We start from the raw sequence: 13,683 nt of genomic DNA on the forward strand, positions 1-13,683 counted from the left end.
TATAGCTATCGGCAGACGGGCTGAAAACTTGAGGAAAATTAGAAAATCCCGCTCAGGTCGTGCGTATAGGCCTGAACCGCCTTTTCACCCGAGTTTTTCATCTGCTGAATCATGCTTACCAGCTTCTTCGCATAAGCCGGGTCAGTCGCATACCCTGCCTGTTGCAGCGCCACCGCAGCCTGTTCTGCGGTGGCCGCAGCAGAAACACCGGCATAACGGGGATTCTGCGTCAGTAATTTGGCGTAATCGTTTAATGCTTCCAGATAAGAACCGTACACACGGAAGGCGGCTTTGACCTTTTTGGCGATGCCCTGCTCGTATTCTGTCGTGGTAACTTCCGTGACCGGGCCATCCCAACTACTGCCGGCTTTAATACCAAAAATGTTGTGACTGCGACGGCCATCGGCGGTAGGAATCTCACGCTGCCCCCAACCGGACTCCAGAGCAGCCTGCGCCATAATCAGATGATGTGGGATACCGCTTTGCTGGCTAACCAGCATGGCTGGCGTGGACAACCGGGAGATAAAGTCGGTGCTGCTCATCGGTAACGCCGACGATTTTTCCGGTAGTTTGGGGACGGCCTTACGCACCATCTGTTCCAGCACAAACGAAGGCATGGCCCGGGCTAATTGACCATCGGGTTTGAAAGGCGCCGTCGATGCGGGTTCATTCCCGGCAATGCCCTGGCCCATCATCTGTTTTTCAATTACGGAAGCCAATCCCAGCCCCTTGCCCGACGACATTTGCTGGGCCAGTTGCTGGTCATACATTGATGTGAGCATGCGGGTTTGATCGCTGCTGAAAATGCCATCTTTCGGCAACGCGTCACGCATACTCTTCATCATCATCTGCACGAAGACGCCTTCCAACTGTTTAGCCACAGCGCGAATCCCTTCCCGGCTCTGGGGATGACTGGATACATCCCGCTTCAGCGAGTTAAGCGACTGTGTCTCATAAGCAGGATTGTTAAACGCCTTCATATCGCTCATCAGATAATTTCCAGCTTCGCTCTCAGGCAACCAGCACTTTCCATCGCCTGAAGAATTGACATCAGATCCATCGGCGTGGCGCCAAGCGAGTTCAATGCTCTGACCACACTGTTCAGGTTCGCACTGGAGTTGACTCGTTGCAGCGCGCCGCCTTCCTGACGCATGGAGATTTCCGTTTGCGGTGTCACGACCGTTTGCCCGCCTGCCAGCGGCGTGTTCGGCTGACTGACCACATTTTGCTGGTTGATGGTAACGGACAGGTTGCCCTGAGCGACCGCGCAGTTCTCCAGTTGGACATTGCGGTTCATGACCACCGAGCCAGTACGAGAGTTAATGATAACCTTGGCGTCCAGCGTGCCGACATTCACCTCAATATTCTGCATGTCGGCCAGGAACCTCACCTGAGCGCTGTTGCCGGCAGGCACCACAACCCGAACAGTACGCGAGTCCAGCGGAGCTGCCGAACCACCGCGACCAAAACGGTTGATGGCATCGCTGATGCTCTGTGCCATGGTGAAATCATCCTGATTTAACTGCAGTATGATGGTATTGCCGGTGCCAAAAGTATTGGGCAGTTCACGCTCGATGATTGCACCGCCGCTGATACGCCCGCCCGACAGTTGGTTTACCTGCACGCTGCTGCCGCCCGCGGATGCGCCAGCGCCGCCGATCAATACGTTCCCCTGCGCGATAGCATAGATCTGATTATCCACCCCTTTCAGCGGCGTCATCAGCAGCGTACCGCCGCGCAGGCTCTTGGCGTTACCCATCGAAGAAACGACAACATCCACCGGTTGTCCCGAACGGGCAAACGCCGGCAACTTTGCCGTCACCATAACGGCAGCCACGTTTTTCAACTGCATGTTGGTACCAGCCGGAACGGTAATCCCCAACTGAGACAACATGTTGTTCAGACTTTGAGTGGTGAACGGCGTCTGCGTGGTTTGGTCACCGGTGCCATCCAGCCCCACCACCAGACCATAGCCAATCAGGGCATTATCACGCACGCCCTGAATACTCACCAGATCGCGGATACGCTCGGCCGATGCAGGCGGAGCCACCACCATCAGCAAAGCAAGAAGAACGGTAAAGATTGAAGTGATCCGCATTGTATGCCTCATCAATTTAGAACGGCGAAACATTAAGGAAGAACCGTTGCAGCCAGCCCATGGTCTGCGTTTCATTAATGTAGCCATTACCCACATATTCCATACGCGCGTCCGCCACTTGTGTTGACGGTACGGTATTGCTGCCGCTGATAGTTCTTGGGTTTACCACCCCGGAGAAACGAATAAATTCGGTTCCCTGATTAACTGCAATCTGTTTTTCACCCACAACGTGCAGGTTGCCATTCGTCAGCACCTGATCCACGGTAACCGTGATAGTGCCGGTAAAGGTGTTATTCGCGTTGGCGCCGCCTTTCCCGGTAAAGTCATCTTTGCCGGTAGCGTTAAATGCGGCCCGGTTATTGCCCAGTGGGCCTTCCAGCAAACGCGGCGTCGTGGTCATACCGAACGAGCCGGAAGCATCACGACTGGCATTCGCCGACGAACTCTTGCTCGCGCTGACGTTTTCCTGCAGCACAATGGTAAGCGTATCCCCTACATTCCTTGGGCGACGATCCTCAAACATCGGTTGATAGCCATAGTTCATCGCCTGCCCGGTCTGGAAAATAGAACCGTTGGGAATAGCCTGTAAAGGCGGTGCAGGCTGCGCTGTCGTTGGCCCGGTCACCACCTTGTCATGAGGTATATAGGCGCAACCGGACAGTGTTAACATCATCACGTATGCCAGCAGACGGGGCCGACATGGCTGCAACGCTGCAACCGACTTCGTATTCATCATCACTACGGATATCGCCTTACTTTCAGTAATCTATCCACATATTGAATCAAGGTGGCCACTTTACCCATCTGCATTCCAGCCGCAAATCAGTAAAACGCCACCCTATTTAACAAGCATTACCCAGGAAAGATTACAGCTGGGTCAGTTTCTGCAACATCTGATCGGTGGAAGAAATCGCCTTGCTGTTGATTTCATACGCGCGTTGAGTCTGGATCATCGACACCAACTCTTCGGCGACGTTCACGTTCGATGTTTCAACGAATTTCTGATAAATCAGACCCGCTCCGTTCAGGCCAGGCGTGCTCTGAGTCGGCGCGCCGGAACTGGCGGTTTCCGCATACAGGTTTTCGCCGAGGTTTTCCAGGCCCGCCTCGTTGATGAACATAGCCAGGTTCAGCTGTCCGATCTGCACCGGCGCAGTCTGCCCCTGCTGAGTCACGGTGACCACCCCGTCGCGGCCAACCGTCAGGTTGCTGGAGTTTGCCGGGATAGTGATCGCCGGCTGGACCTGAAAGCCGCTGGATGTCACCAGCTGACCGTTGGAGTCCTGCTGGAAAGAGCCATCGCGGGTATACGCCGTGGTTCCATCCGGCATCAGCACCTGGAAGAAACCGGCGCCCTTGATCGCCATATCCTTCACATTACCGGTTTCGGAAAAGGAGCCTTGCGTATGAATGCGCTCGGTTGCCACCGGACGCACACCAGTCCCCAGTTGCAGACCTGACGGCAGTGTGGTCTGTTCTGAAGACTGCGCCCCTGGCTGACGAACTGTCTGGTACATCAGGTCCTCAAATACGGCACGCTGACGCTTAAAACCATTGGTGCTGACGTTCGCCAGGTTGTTGGATATGACATCCATATTGGTTTGCTGGGCGTTCAGACCGGTTTTGGCAATCCATAAAGAACGGATCATCGAGTCACTCCTGTGCGCAAGGGCACTTAATTCATTGCAAGTATCTGATTAGCACGTTGCGTATTATCATCAACGCTGCTGATCACTTTCATCTGCATCTCAAAACGGCGCGAGTTGGAAATCATCTCCACCATCGATTCAACCGTATTGACGTTACTGCCTTCCAGTACCCCCGGCATTACCCTGACCGTTGCGTCATTCTGTAATACCGCACCGCGCTGCTGCTGCGCGGCAGGGGACACACGAAAAAGCCCGTCGTCGCCACGGGTCACTTCGGTTCCCGTCGCCTTGGCCAGCTTCAGGCGCCCGATCTGGGTAACCGTGTTCGCGGCATCGCTAGGGTTTAACGCATTGATGGTACCGTCAGGGCCGATAGTCAGCTGAGTCTGAGGCGGAACGTCAATCGGGCCGCCGTCGCCCATCACCAGGTTGCCCTGAATGGTCAACTGCCCGTTGGCGTTGATTTCCATATTACCGTTGCGGGTATAGGCTTCACTGCCGTCCGCAGCACGCACCGCCAGCCAGCCGTCCTGCGACAAGGCAACATCCATCGAACGCCCGGTATAATCCATCGAACCCGGGGTGGTATCCGCCCCAGGAGTTGATGATATCACCAGTGTGCGCGTCTCGTTGGTCACCCCCTGGATCGGCACAGCACGCATCGCAGCCAGCTGCGCGCGAAAGCCCGGCGTCGAGGCGTTGGCCATGTTGTTCGACGTAATGGCCTGTTGCTCCAGCGTCTGGCTTGCTGCGCCCATCGCTGTATAGATAGCGTGATCCATGCAATATCCCCGTTATGATAATTAACGCAGGTTGACCAGTGTGTTGAGAATCTGATCCTGCGTTTTGATGGTCTGCGCGTTCGACTGATAGTTACGCTGGGCAACGATCATGTTAACCAGTTCCTTACTCATATCGACGTTGGAACTTTCCGTTGCCTTACCAACCAGTTTGCCAAGGTTGCCGGAACCTGCCAGACCGACAACCGCCTGACCAGAATTACTGGTTGCCGCCCAAACGTTATCCCCCTGGGGAGACAACCCTTCCGGGTTAGCGAAGTTAGCCAGCGCAATTTGCCCAAGCACCTGGGTTTTCGAGTTGGAATAAGAGCCGACAACCGTACCATCGTTACTGATGCTGTAACCGGTCAGTTCACCCGGCGCATAACCATTCTGTGTTGGCGTCTTGGTGCTATTGGAGCCGCTGTTCTGCTGTACTGTGCCGGTAAACGCAAGCGTAAAGGTACTGGCGGCAGAACCATTCAACGTCGCCATGGTTAACGTCGCCGGCGTCGTCGTCGTCAGCGCACCGCTGTTATTAAAGGACAACGCGGTCGGCCCCTGGAAACCGGCGCCGGTAATGCTGGTATCCTGAGCGTACACGTTCCAGCTGTTGGCGGCGCTTTTCACAAAATAGAGCGCAAAGTTATGCTCGTTACCCAAGCTATCGTAGGTAGTGATGGAACCCTTGTAGTTTGAGGTATTGGTCGGATCGGTCGCGTCCCAGGTATTGGTGCTATCCGATGAGTTCAGGTTGGCGATAATAGATGCCGTGGTCGTCGCGTTGGCCGACATAGTGGTTTCCGGTATGCTCAGCGCCACCGGGTCTGCACCTTGCTGAATGGTCGGCGGAGTACCGGTGGCGGGATAACCGGTCAACTGCAGCCCCTGCGCGTTGACGATATTACGGCTGCTGTCTAAGGTGAACTGACCGTTACGGCTGTAAACCACACTGCCGTTACTGTTAAGAAGACGATAGAAACCATTCCCGTTAATGGCTACATCCAGCGAACGAGACGTACCGGTGATAGAACCGTTGCTAAAGTCCTGCAGTACGGATGCAACTCGGGTCCCCAGACCTACGTTGGAGCCGGCATACATATCGGCAAAAGAGATATTACTGGCTTTGAAACCAACGGTAGCGGAGTTGGCAATGTTGTTGCCAATCACGTCCAGATTGTTAGAGGCAGCGTTTAAGCCACTGACCGCCTGAGAAAAGCTCATAGTGCTCTCCTGAATATTGATGAACTGTTATTCACTAAAAAAGTGACGCGCGTTATATCCGTAACTGCTACAAAATCTGACGTACATTATCCAGCGTGGACTGACCGCTCAGGCCCAGGTCCAGTAATGCCCCACTGCTATTGGTGACCACGCCATTCACGTACGCGTAGTTCAGAGCCTCTACTACCTGCTGAGTACCATTTGAGGTAGCGGAAACCGAAATTGTATAAGCGCCATCTGGTGCGGCCGTACCATCAGAGACCTTGCCATCCCAGGAATAGGCATGAACCCCGGCGCTCAATGAACCCAGTTCCATACTGCGAACCACTTTGCCGGAACTGTCGGTGATATTGACGGTCACGTTCTCCGCCGCATTTTCCAACTCAACGCCGAACGGCGTAGTCGTTTCCTTGCCGACTAGCACTTTGGTGCCCGGCACCAGTACGCCGTGACCAATCAATGAGGCGGCCTGAATGGACTGGTTGCTGTTGATTTGCGTGGAAATGGACCCCAGTGTGGTGTTCAGCTTCTCGATGCCGCTCACCGTGTTTAACTGAGCCAGCTGAGAGACCAACTGGTTGTTATCCATCGGGTTGGTCGGATCCTGATTTTTCAGCTGAGCAACCAGCAGAGTCAGGAAGCTATTCTGTAAGTCAGCACTGGTACTTCCGCTGACAGACGATGTCGACGTCGTTGATGTAGTACTTTGGACGTCACTGACAGAAGATGTGGTAGCCATGAATTCTCCAGATTACTGACCAATGGTTAATGTCTTCAGCATCATCGATTTTGTGGTATTCAATACTTCCACGTTCGCCTGATAGCTTCGGGACGCCGAAATGGTGTTAACCATTTCATTGACAGGATTCACATTCGGCATGCGGACATAGCCTTTGGCATCGGCCAGCGGATTTCCCGGCTGATAGACCAGTTTTTCCGGAGAAGGATCTTCGACCACTTTGGCGACTTTCACACCGCCAGTCGCCTGCCCCGGAGCAGCATCGACCTCAAAAACCACCTGCTTGGCGCGATAGGGCTGACCATCGGGTCCCGTAACGCTGTCGGCGTTAGCCAGGTTACTGGCGCTAACGTTAAGGCGTTGAGACTGGGCAGAGAGCGCCGAGCCGGAAATATCGAAAATATTAAGTAACGACATGAGACATCAACCTTATATCTGTCGCCAATGCTGTTATGATGACCCGGACTGAAGTACCGACATCATCCCTTTAATCTGCCCGCCGATAAGCGTCAGGCTGCTCTGATACTTGAGACTGTTGTCCGCGAAGTTGGTACGTTCGCGATCCATGTCAACCGTGTTGCCATCAAGAGCCGGCTGAGTCGGGACACGGTAGAGCAGATCAAGTTCGGGCGGTTGCACTGTCTGAGCGGGAATGTGTCGTGCAGACGTCAGGCTCAGCGATACTGACTGGCCGCTGGCACGCCCTTGCTCCATGACTTTGTTCAGTTCGCTGGCAAAATCAATGTCACGCGCCTGATAACCAGGAGTATCCGCGTTGGCTATATTGGCAGCCAAAATCTCCTGACGCTGGGCACGGAGATTCAATGCTTCTTGCTGAAACCGTAGCGCGGCATCCAATTTATCGAGCATGCTCCCTCCGCAATTTAAACTTTAGTGCTGGTAGGATAATTCTCATCCTGTAAAAATCATCGCAAGAATAGACATAAAATGAAGCGCTATTTATTGCCTTAACTGTAAGCAAGTACCGTTACACTGATACCGTGAAATTAAACGGTTTTTGGAGAGCGTAAGACTGATGCCGGATATCAGAAAATACATACAGTTATCGATGTTGGGTATCTTGTTTGCCCCGGTACTGGTGAATGCTGCCGATCTTGCATCACAAATTTCCCGCTTTTTTTCGGATAATTTTAAAGGCTCGTCCAATACGATTAATGTGGTGGTAAAGACGCCTGAAGCCCAATGGCCCGTTTGTGAAAATCCGCAGATTTCACTGCCGGGGAATGCCAAAATGTGGGGCAATCTCTCAGTATCGGTTCGCTGTAGCCAAGAACGGCGTTTCGTTCAGGTCGAAGTGCAGGTTACTGGAAACTATGTGGTCGCTGCGGCTCCGGTCAGCCGGGGAACAGAACTGACGTCCGGCGATATTCGAACCATCCGCGGCAGGATCGATCAACTCCCTCCCCGCGCCTTGTTCACCCCGGAAGAGGCCCAGGGCGCGGTGGCGCTGCGGGATATCGCCCCAGGCCAGCCCATCACCCAGGTGATGATTAGAAAACCCTGGGTGATCCGCGCTGGGCAAAACGTGCAGATTCTGGCCCAGGGGGATGGTTTTAACGTACGCAGCGAAGGAAAGGCGATGAACAATGCGGCTTCGGGCCAATCTGCCAGAGCACGCACGGCTTCAGGGCAGGTCGTATCAGGCATCGCAACCGACGATGGGATTATTCTGATCTCACAATAATTTGCTAAAGTAATGCTCAATGCTGCCGATATGATGTACATAGTCGCTGATGATATACTGGTTAAATAAATGCCAGTTTTAGATGGTGTTAGCTATCTCATTGATTATCATCATTTATACTTTTCATGACACGAGCACACTACCATGAGCATTGATCGGACCCAGTCAGTCAAACCGGTAAGCCAGGTTCAACCCCGGGATACCGGCGACGTAGCAAAATTGAAGCGGAAGGAAGAAACCGGGCAGCAAAGCGGTGTGACCGGTACTCAGGTTAAACTGAGCGATGCGCAGTCCAAGCTGATGCAACCGTCGTCGCAGGACATCGATATGCAGCGCGTAGAAACCCTGAAGCAGGCTATTCGTGACGGTTCATTAAAAATGAACGTCGGTAAAATTGCTGATGCATTAATTAAAGATGCTCAGGACTTAATCGCAGGCGACTAACCCTATGGAAAAACTTGTAAAGCTGCTGGAGCAACTGCTGTTCAACATGCGTGAACTCGAAGTTGTGCTGTCTGATGAGCAGTTGTTGCTTTGTGCAGGCCATGTTGATGGGCCAGCTCTGCAAGTGATTACCGATAAAAAGGGCTCTCTGTTATCGACTATCCAGCATTTGGATAAAATTCGCCTGCAGGGAGAATCAGTGTTGCGAGTAAAAGCGCCTTACTCTAGCCATGCGGCCCTGGAACAAACCTGGCAACAGATCACCGCGTTAAGTGAATCTTTGCGCGATAAAAACCAGCATAACGGCTTACTGCTTGGTTATCATCTCGATCACAACGAAAAAGCGCTGGCGGTATTGAAACCTCGTCACGCACAGTCTCTGTACGGACCGGACGGTCAATCTCGAAGCAATTCTATTTCTGGCCGACGAATCAGTATCTAATTTGGACTAAACCAGTCGGCTTACTCGCGCATCTTGTCGTAGAAATATCAGCACATATAATTTCAATGCACTATTTATAGTTCACTGATATTTCATTAGATACCACATCCACCGACGTAGCCATCCGCCCGCTTCCAGGCACATAGAACAACATCCTGAACTCGCTGTTGGCGGGTACGCCCTGCAATCCGCGAGTTTGCCCGCTGGCGCCATCCAGATTGATACAACGATTAGCGGCGCAGAGCTTGACGGCAAGATCTATCGGCGCTGGCGATTTCAGTTGATATCGCCAGTAGATTACCGTCACGGATTGGGCGGCCGTTACGCCCAACCCAGGGGGAGGAAGCAACGCAGGCGAAGAGGCCAGCATGCCCTTGTATTGAAATGATGGCCCAGTCAGGCTTGTATTCCACCCGCCTTGTTGAGCGTGGGCGCTAAATGAAAACGCCCCTGTCGCTAAACTAAAAAGACCGACTATCAACATGTTCTTCATCAGGAAGACTCACCAATCATCGACGTCATTCTGATCTGCCGGCTATCGCTGATCTCGAGGTTCGACAATACGGCAATTTGCGGCAGGCTGCGGCGCAGGAAACGTGACAATAATCCGCGCAGTGCGTGGTTAACCAGCAACACCGGCGGTGCTCCCAGCATTTCCTGTCGCTGCAATGCCTGTTTTGCCTGTTCCAGCAGTCTGTCGCTCAATCCGGGTTCCAGACCACCGCCGCCCTGAAGCGCCTGTAACAGCAAACGCTCCAGCGCACTGTCCAAGCCAATAACCTGCAGCTCCGTATCGCCCGGGAACCACTGCTGCGTGATAGCCCGCCCCAACGCAATACGCACCGCGGTAGTCAGCTCATAGGGATCGGTTTGCACCGGCGCGTGCTCGGCCAGTGTTTCAATAACCGTGCGCATGTCCCGAATCGAAACCTGTTCACTTAACAGATTCTGCAGCACCTTGTGCAGCGTCGTTAAGGTCACTACGCCCGGAATAAAGTCTTCGGTCAGCTTCGGCATTTCCTGAGACACGCGGTCCATCAATTGCTGCGCTTCCTGACGGCCGAACAGCTCACTGGCATGCAGGCTGAGTAAATGGTTCAGGTGCGTAGCCACGACCGTACTGGCCTCAACTACGGTATATCCCTGTGTTTGCGCCTGCTCTTTCAGCGCACTTTCAATCCAGATCGCCGGCAGGCCAAAAGCGGGATCTTTAGTCAAATCACCTGGCAAGGTACCTACTGCATTGCCGGGATTGATCGCCATCCAGCGTCCCGGATGGGCTTCACCGCTACCGATTTCGACCCCTTTCATCAGAATACGATAGCTGGCTGGCTGCAGATCCAGATTGTCCCTAATGTGCACGACCGGGGGTAGAAAACCCATTTCCTGAGCAAATTTCTTTCTGATACTACGAATACGCCCGAGCAACTCGCCATTTTGCTGAAAGTCGACCATCGGAATTAAGCGGTACCCGACTTCCATACCGAGCGGATCCTCCAGTTGCACATCAGACCAACTGGCCTCCACCACCTGCGGTGTAACAGGTGCCGCAGCCGCGGCTTCATTCGCTGCAAACTCCGCTTTGCTTTCCCCTTTCCGCATCCACCAGGCCAGCCCTAACAACGCGCTGGTGAAAAGTAGGAAAACGAAGTTAGGCATGCCGGGGACCAAACCGACCAAGCCCAACACCCCGGCGCTCAGGACCATGACACGCGGGTTATTGAACAGCTGGGTCACCATCTGCTGACCAACATCCTGATCGGTACTGACTCGAGTCACGATCACACCGGCCGCGGTTGAAATCACCAGAGCTGGTATTTGCGCCACCAGACCATCACCGATAGTCAACAGGGTGTAGTTCTCAACCGCCTGTCCCAGCACCATATCATGCTGAACCACCCCTACCAGCAATCCGCCGATGATGTTGATGGCCATAATCATCAGCCCGGCGATGGCGTCACCCCGCACGAACTTACTGGCACCATCCATGGACCCGTAGAAATCCGCCTCCTGGGTCACTTCAGAACGCCGTTTCTTGGCCTCATCCTCACCAATCAACCCGGCATTCAGGTCGGCGTCAATCGCCATTTGCTTACCTGGCATACCGTCCAACGTAAAGCGCGCGCCAACTTCAGCGATACGGCCGGCACCCTTCGTGATAACCATAAAGTTGATCAGCACCAGGATAATGAACACCACAATACCGATGGCAAAATTACCGCCCACCAGGAAGTGGCCGAAGGCTTCAACCACACGCCCGGCGGCGCCGGCGCCGGTATGCCCGTCCATCAAAATGATACGAGTCGATGCCACGTTGAGCGACAGACGCAACAGCGTGGAAAACAGCAGAATGGTAGGAAAGGCGGCAAAATCGAGCGTGCGCTGGGTAAACATGGCGACCAGCAGCACCATAATGGACAGTGCGATGTTAAACGTAAACAACAAGTCCAGAATAAACGGTGGCAACGGCAGAACCATCATCGACAAGATGAGCAATATCAGAACAGGTCCTGCCAGGATCTGCCATTGTGAACCTTTCATATTGCCTGGTAGGCGAAGCAAAGAGGCCAGATTAGCCATCGGTTGTTTTCTCTTTAGCAAAATCCAGTGCATCCGGCACAGGTAAGTTTTTAGGTTTACGCGGTATCAAACCGCCTTCACGTTTCCAGCGCTTGAGCTGGTAGACCCAGGAAAGCACTTCAGCGACTGCGGCGTATAATCCGGTGGGAATGTGATGCCCAATCTCAGTATGACGGTAAAGGGCGCGTGCCAGCGGCGGTGCTTCCAGAATCGGGATACGATGCTCTGCTCCCAATTCGCGAATGCGCTGCGCTATCTGATTGGTGCCTTTGGCCAATACCTTGGGCGCATGCATTTTCTTCTCATCATACTTCAGTGCCACGGCATAGTGGGTCGGGTTGGTAACAATCACATCCGCTTTCGGTACATCCGCCATCATTCGACGCTGGGCCATCGCCCGCTGCTGCTGGCGAATGCGGCCCTTGATATGCGGATCCCCTTCGTGTTCTTTGTATTCGTCGCGGATTTCCTGCTTGCTCATACGCAGCCGCTTAATATGGCTCCATATCTGCCAGCCAACGTCAAAAGCCACCATGGGAAAGAGCCCCAGGATCACCCAGAAGCAGCACAGGAAGGCAATGTTCAGCGCATCTTTTATCGCGATCCCCAATGGCTCAGACACAAGGTGCAGCATGCTATTCCAGTTGTGCTTGAGAAACCAGAAAGTAATGCAGCCGACAATGACGGCTTTGAGGATGGCTTTAAATAATTCGGCCAGTACATGGGTTGAAAACATACGTTTCAACCCAGATAGCGGATTCATTTTACCAAAATCGAAGCTAATCGCCTTGGTGCTAAAAATCAGTCCCCCCAGCAATATCGGCGCTGCCAGGGCAACCAGCACCAGACCGAATAAGATAGGGACAAGCGCCATCACCGCCTGCTCGATCAACGAACCGACATGGGAAATAATTAACCGCTCGTCGCTGATGAAGTTATGGTCAAATATTAATCCTTTGGCCATCATATCAGTCAGTCTGGCTGCCATGCCGGAGCCGCTTCCCCACAAAATCGCCAGGCCGGCGATCAACATAAGCACCGACGTCAATTCTCGCGATCGGGGAATCTGACCTTCTTCTCGGGCTTTTTCCGTTCGTTGGGGGGTGGGAGCTTCTGTTTTCTCCAGATCGCTATCGTCTGCCACTACAGCCGCTCCTGTTAATGCCCGCTGACATAAAGTTATACACCGCTAGCATGACAAATCCGGCAAATCATGATGGGTAGAAAAAAGGAGAAAATAAGCGGCTATTTATTTTATTGCATAAGACGGGGCGCAGGAATTTACGATCGGGACACGCCCGATCGTAAACATCCACATACCTTACGCCACGATGCCCACTCATACGGATGCAATGGGTGTCGGGGAAAAATCAGAAACCCAGGCTATCCAACAGGTCATCAACCTGATCCTGGTTAGAAACAATACCTGCAGCGGTTTTATCAACCTGAGGCCCATTAAGCAGGCCTTCATTCGCACGACGGGTTTCAGACGGTTTTTCCGGAATGTTTTCCAGCAAGACCATCAACAGTTGTTTTTCAATTTCCTGAACAACATCCATCATGCGCTTAATCACTTGCCCGGTTAAATCCTGGAAATCCTGAGCCATCATGATCTCCAGCAACTGAGCATTGGTAAACGCAGTATGGTCTGGGACGGATTCAAGGTAATTGCGCGTATCGGTAACCAACTCACGCGCCTCCGACAATTCAATCGGATTCTCAAACCACTGATCCCAGCGAACCTTCAGGGATTTGGATTCTTCTTCCAGTTGATTCTGACGAGGCTGGGCTGCTTCAACACAGCTCAATGCGCGCTCTGCCGCTTGTGCGGTCATCTGGACTACATAATCAAGACGATCGCGAGCATCTGGAATCGCTTCCGCCGCTTCAGTGATCGCCTGATCCAAACCAAGCTCTTTCAGGCTATCACGCAGCATGCGTGTCAGTTGCCCGATACGAGAAATAATCTCTGTGGCAGACGCATGATCGTTAATGGGCATCGGATGTGGATTCATGGCATCTC

The 13,683-nt window shown here is 53.1% G+C and carries 16 protein-coding genes; 3 read left to right on the top strand and 13 right to left on the bottom strand.

The annotated features are described in order from the left end of the window. Positions 1 to 38 precede the first annotated feature (38 nt). From flgJ to flgB, 9 genes are all read right to left on the bottom strand, one after another. On the bottom strand, positions 39 to 989 hold the full coding sequence (gene flgJ, locus CPA59_RS14385; RefSeq protein WP_038919564.1) for a flagellar assembly peptidoglycan hydrolase FlgJ: 951 nt from the start codon (positions 987 to 989) through the stop codon (positions 39 to 41). After that, positions 989 to 2,098, bottom strand: a complete 1,110-nt coding sequence (locus tag CPA59_RS14390) for a flagellar basal body P-ring protein FlgI (protein WP_038919565.1) — start codon at positions 2,096 to 2,098, stop codon at positions 989 to 991. The genes flgJ and CPA59_RS14390 overlap by 1 nt, the downstream gene beginning before the upstream one ends. Before the next feature lie 16 nt (positions 2,099 to 2,114). Beyond that, complete coding sequence (locus tag CPA59_RS14395; RefSeq protein ID WP_033112348.1) at positions 2,115 to 2,831, bottom strand: flagellar basal body L-ring protein FlgH; 717 nt, start codon at positions 2,829 to 2,831, stop codon at positions 2,115 to 2,117. 133 nt (positions 2,832 to 2,964) lie between these two features. Then, positions 2,965 to 3,747, bottom strand: a complete 783-nt coding sequence (gene flgG, locus CPA59_RS14400; protein WP_038919566.1) for a flagellar basal-body rod protein FlgG — start codon at positions 3,745 to 3,747, stop codon at positions 2,965 to 2,967. Between the two features lie 26 nt (positions 3,748 to 3,773). Continuing rightward, on the bottom strand, positions 3,774 to 4,529 hold the full coding sequence (locus CPA59_RS14405) for a flagellar basal body rod protein FlgF (protein WP_038919568.1): 756 nt from the start codon (positions 4,527 to 4,529) through the stop codon (positions 3,774 to 3,776). A 21-nt stretch (positions 4,530 to 4,550) separates the two neighbouring features. Then, positions 4,551 to 5,750, bottom strand: coding sequence for a flagellar hook protein FlgE (gene flgE, locus CPA59_RS14410; RefSeq protein WP_038919569.1), 1,200 nt, complete (start codon positions 5,748 to 5,750; stop codon positions 4,551 to 4,553). A 67-nt stretch (positions 5,751 to 5,817) separates the two neighbouring features. Further along, the gene (flgD, locus tag CPA59_RS14415; RefSeq protein WP_038919570.1) at positions 5,818 to 6,489 is read right to left on the bottom strand and encodes a flagellar hook assembly protein FlgD; all 672 of its coding nucleotides are present in this window, start codon (positions 6,487 to 6,489) and stop codon (positions 5,818 to 5,820) included. 12 nt (positions 6,490 to 6,501) lie between these two features. Then, entirely contained in the window at positions 6,502 to 6,906 is a 405-nt protein-coding gene (flgC, locus tag CPA59_RS14420) for a flagellar basal body rod protein FlgC (protein ID WP_038919571.1), read from the bottom strand. A gap of 33 nt (positions 6,907 to 6,939) precedes the next feature. Further along, positions 6,940 to 7,359 carry a flagellar basal body rod protein FlgB gene (flgB, locus tag CPA59_RS14425; protein WP_033567706.1) on the bottom strand — a complete coding sequence of 140 codons (420 nt, stop codon included), beginning with the start codon at positions 7,357 to 7,359 and terminating at the stop codon, positions 6,940 to 6,942. A gap of 166 nt (positions 7,360 to 7,525) precedes the next feature. On the opposite strand from flgB, the gene flgA reads away from it, so the two are divergent. The 3 genes from flgA (at position 7,526) to CPA59_RS14440 (ending at position 9,080) form a co-directional block, all read left to right on the top strand. Further along, positions 7,526 to 8,194, top strand: coding sequence for a flagellar basal body P-ring formation chaperone FlgA (gene flgA / locus CPA59_RS14430; protein ID WP_038919572.1), 669 nt, complete (start codon positions 7,526 to 7,528; stop codon positions 8,192 to 8,194). A 144-nt stretch (positions 8,195 to 8,338) separates the two neighbouring features. Further along, complete coding sequence (gene flgM, locus CPA59_RS14435; protein WP_038667902.1) at positions 8,339 to 8,638, top strand: flagellar biosynthesis anti-sigma factor FlgM; 300 nt, start codon at positions 8,339 to 8,341, stop codon at positions 8,636 to 8,638. A gap of 4 nt (positions 8,639 to 8,642) precedes the next feature. Next, on the top strand, positions 8,643 to 9,080 hold the full coding sequence (locus CPA59_RS14440) for a flagella synthesis protein FlgN (RefSeq protein WP_107759794.1): 438 nt from the start codon (positions 8,643 to 8,645) through the stop codon (positions 9,078 to 9,080). 70 nt (positions 9,081 to 9,150) lie between these two features. On the opposite strand, the gene CPA59_RS14445 is transcribed toward CPA59_RS14440, so the two are convergent. The 4 genes from CPA59_RS14445 to cheZ form a co-directional block, all read right to left on the bottom strand. Further along, positions 9,151 to 9,573, bottom strand: a complete 423-nt coding sequence (locus tag CPA59_RS14445; protein WP_038919574.1) for a flagellar protein FlhE — start codon at positions 9,571 to 9,573, stop codon at positions 9,151 to 9,153. Then, positions 9,573 to 11,660 (bottom strand): flagellar biosynthesis protein FlhA, encoded by a 2,088-nt coding sequence (gene flhA / locus CPA59_RS14450; protein ID WP_107759796.1) that lies wholly within the window; start codon positions 11,658 to 11,660, stop codon positions 9,573 to 9,575. Before flhA ends, CPA59_RS14445 begins: the two co-directional genes overlap by 1 nt. Continuing rightward, positions 11,653 to 12,804, bottom strand: coding sequence for a flagellar biosynthesis protein FlhB (gene flhB / locus CPA59_RS14455; protein WP_038919577.1), 1,152 nt, complete (start codon positions 12,802 to 12,804; stop codon positions 11,653 to 11,655). The genes flhA and flhB overlap by 8 nt, the downstream gene beginning before the upstream one ends. 226 nt (positions 12,805 to 13,030) lie before the next feature. Beyond that, positions 13,031 to 13,675 (bottom strand): protein phosphatase CheZ, encoded by a 645-nt coding sequence (gene cheZ / locus CPA59_RS14460; RefSeq protein WP_013318518.1) that lies wholly within the window; start codon positions 13,673 to 13,675, stop codon positions 13,031 to 13,033. Positions 13,676 to 13,683: the final 8 nt, after the last annotated feature.

This window comes from Dickeya sp. Secpp 1600 (assembly GCF_003049805.1).
GTDB lineage: Bacteria > Pseudomonadota > Gammaproteobacteria > Enterobacterales > Enterobacteriaceae > Dickeya > Dickeya fangzhongdai.

Excerpts from the sequence above, each read along its gene's own strand:
- flhA (WP_107759796.1), bottom strand. The coding sequence starts at position 11,660 with ATGGCTAATCTGGCCTCTTTGCTTCGCCTACCAGGCAATATGAAAGGT.
- CPA59_RS14440 (WP_107759794.1), top strand. The coding sequence starts at position 8,643 with ATGGAAAAACTTGTAAAGCTGCTGGAGCAACTGCTGTTCAACATGCGT.
- flgM (WP_038667902.1), top strand. The coding sequence starts at position 8,339 with ATGAGCATTGATCGGACCCAGTCAGTCAAACCGGTAAGCCAGGTTCAA.
- flgC (WP_038919571.1), bottom strand. The coding sequence starts at position 6,906 with ATGTCGTTACTTAATATTTTCGATATTTCCGGCTCGGCGCTCTCTGCC.
- cheZ (WP_013318518.1), bottom strand. The coding sequence starts at position 13,675 with ATGAATCCACATCCGATGCCCATTAACGATCATGCGTCTGCCACAGAG.
- flgG (WP_038919566.1), bottom strand. The coding sequence starts at position 3,747 with ATGATCCGTTCTTTATGGATTGCCAAAACCGGTCTGAACGCCCAGCAA.
- flgB (WP_033567706.1), bottom strand. The coding sequence starts at position 7,359 with ATGCTCGATAAATTGGATGCCGCGCTACGGTTTCAGCAAGAAGCATTG.
- flgA (WP_038919572.1), top strand. The coding sequence starts at position 7,526 with ATGCCGGATATCAGAAAATACATACAGTTATCGATGTTGGGTATCTTG.
- CPA59_RS14395 (WP_033112348.1), bottom strand. The coding sequence starts at position 2,831 with ATGAATACGAAGTCGGTTGCAGCGTTGCAGCCATGTCGGCCCCGTCTG.
- flgE (WP_038919569.1), bottom strand. The coding sequence starts at position 5,750 with ATGAGCTTTTCTCAGGCGGTCAGTGGCTTAAACGCTGCCTCTAACAAT.
- flgJ (WP_038919564.1), bottom strand. The coding sequence starts at position 989 with ATGAGCGATATGAAGGCGTTTAACAATCCTGCTTATGAGACACAGTCG.
- CPA59_RS14405 (WP_038919568.1), bottom strand. The coding sequence starts at position 4,529 with ATGGATCACGCTATCTATACAGCGATGGGCGCAGCAAGCCAGACGCTG.
- flgD (WP_038919570.1), bottom strand. The coding sequence starts at position 6,489 with ATGGCTACCACATCTTCTGTCAGTGACGTCCAAAGTACTACATCAACG.
- CPA59_RS14445 (WP_038919574.1), bottom strand. The coding sequence starts at position 9,573 with ATGAAGAACATGTTGATAGTCGGTCTTTTTAGTTTAGCGACAGGGGCG.
- CPA59_RS14390 (WP_038919565.1), bottom strand. The coding sequence starts at position 2,098 with ATGCGGATCACTTCAATCTTTACCGTTCTTCTTGCTTTGCTGATGGTG.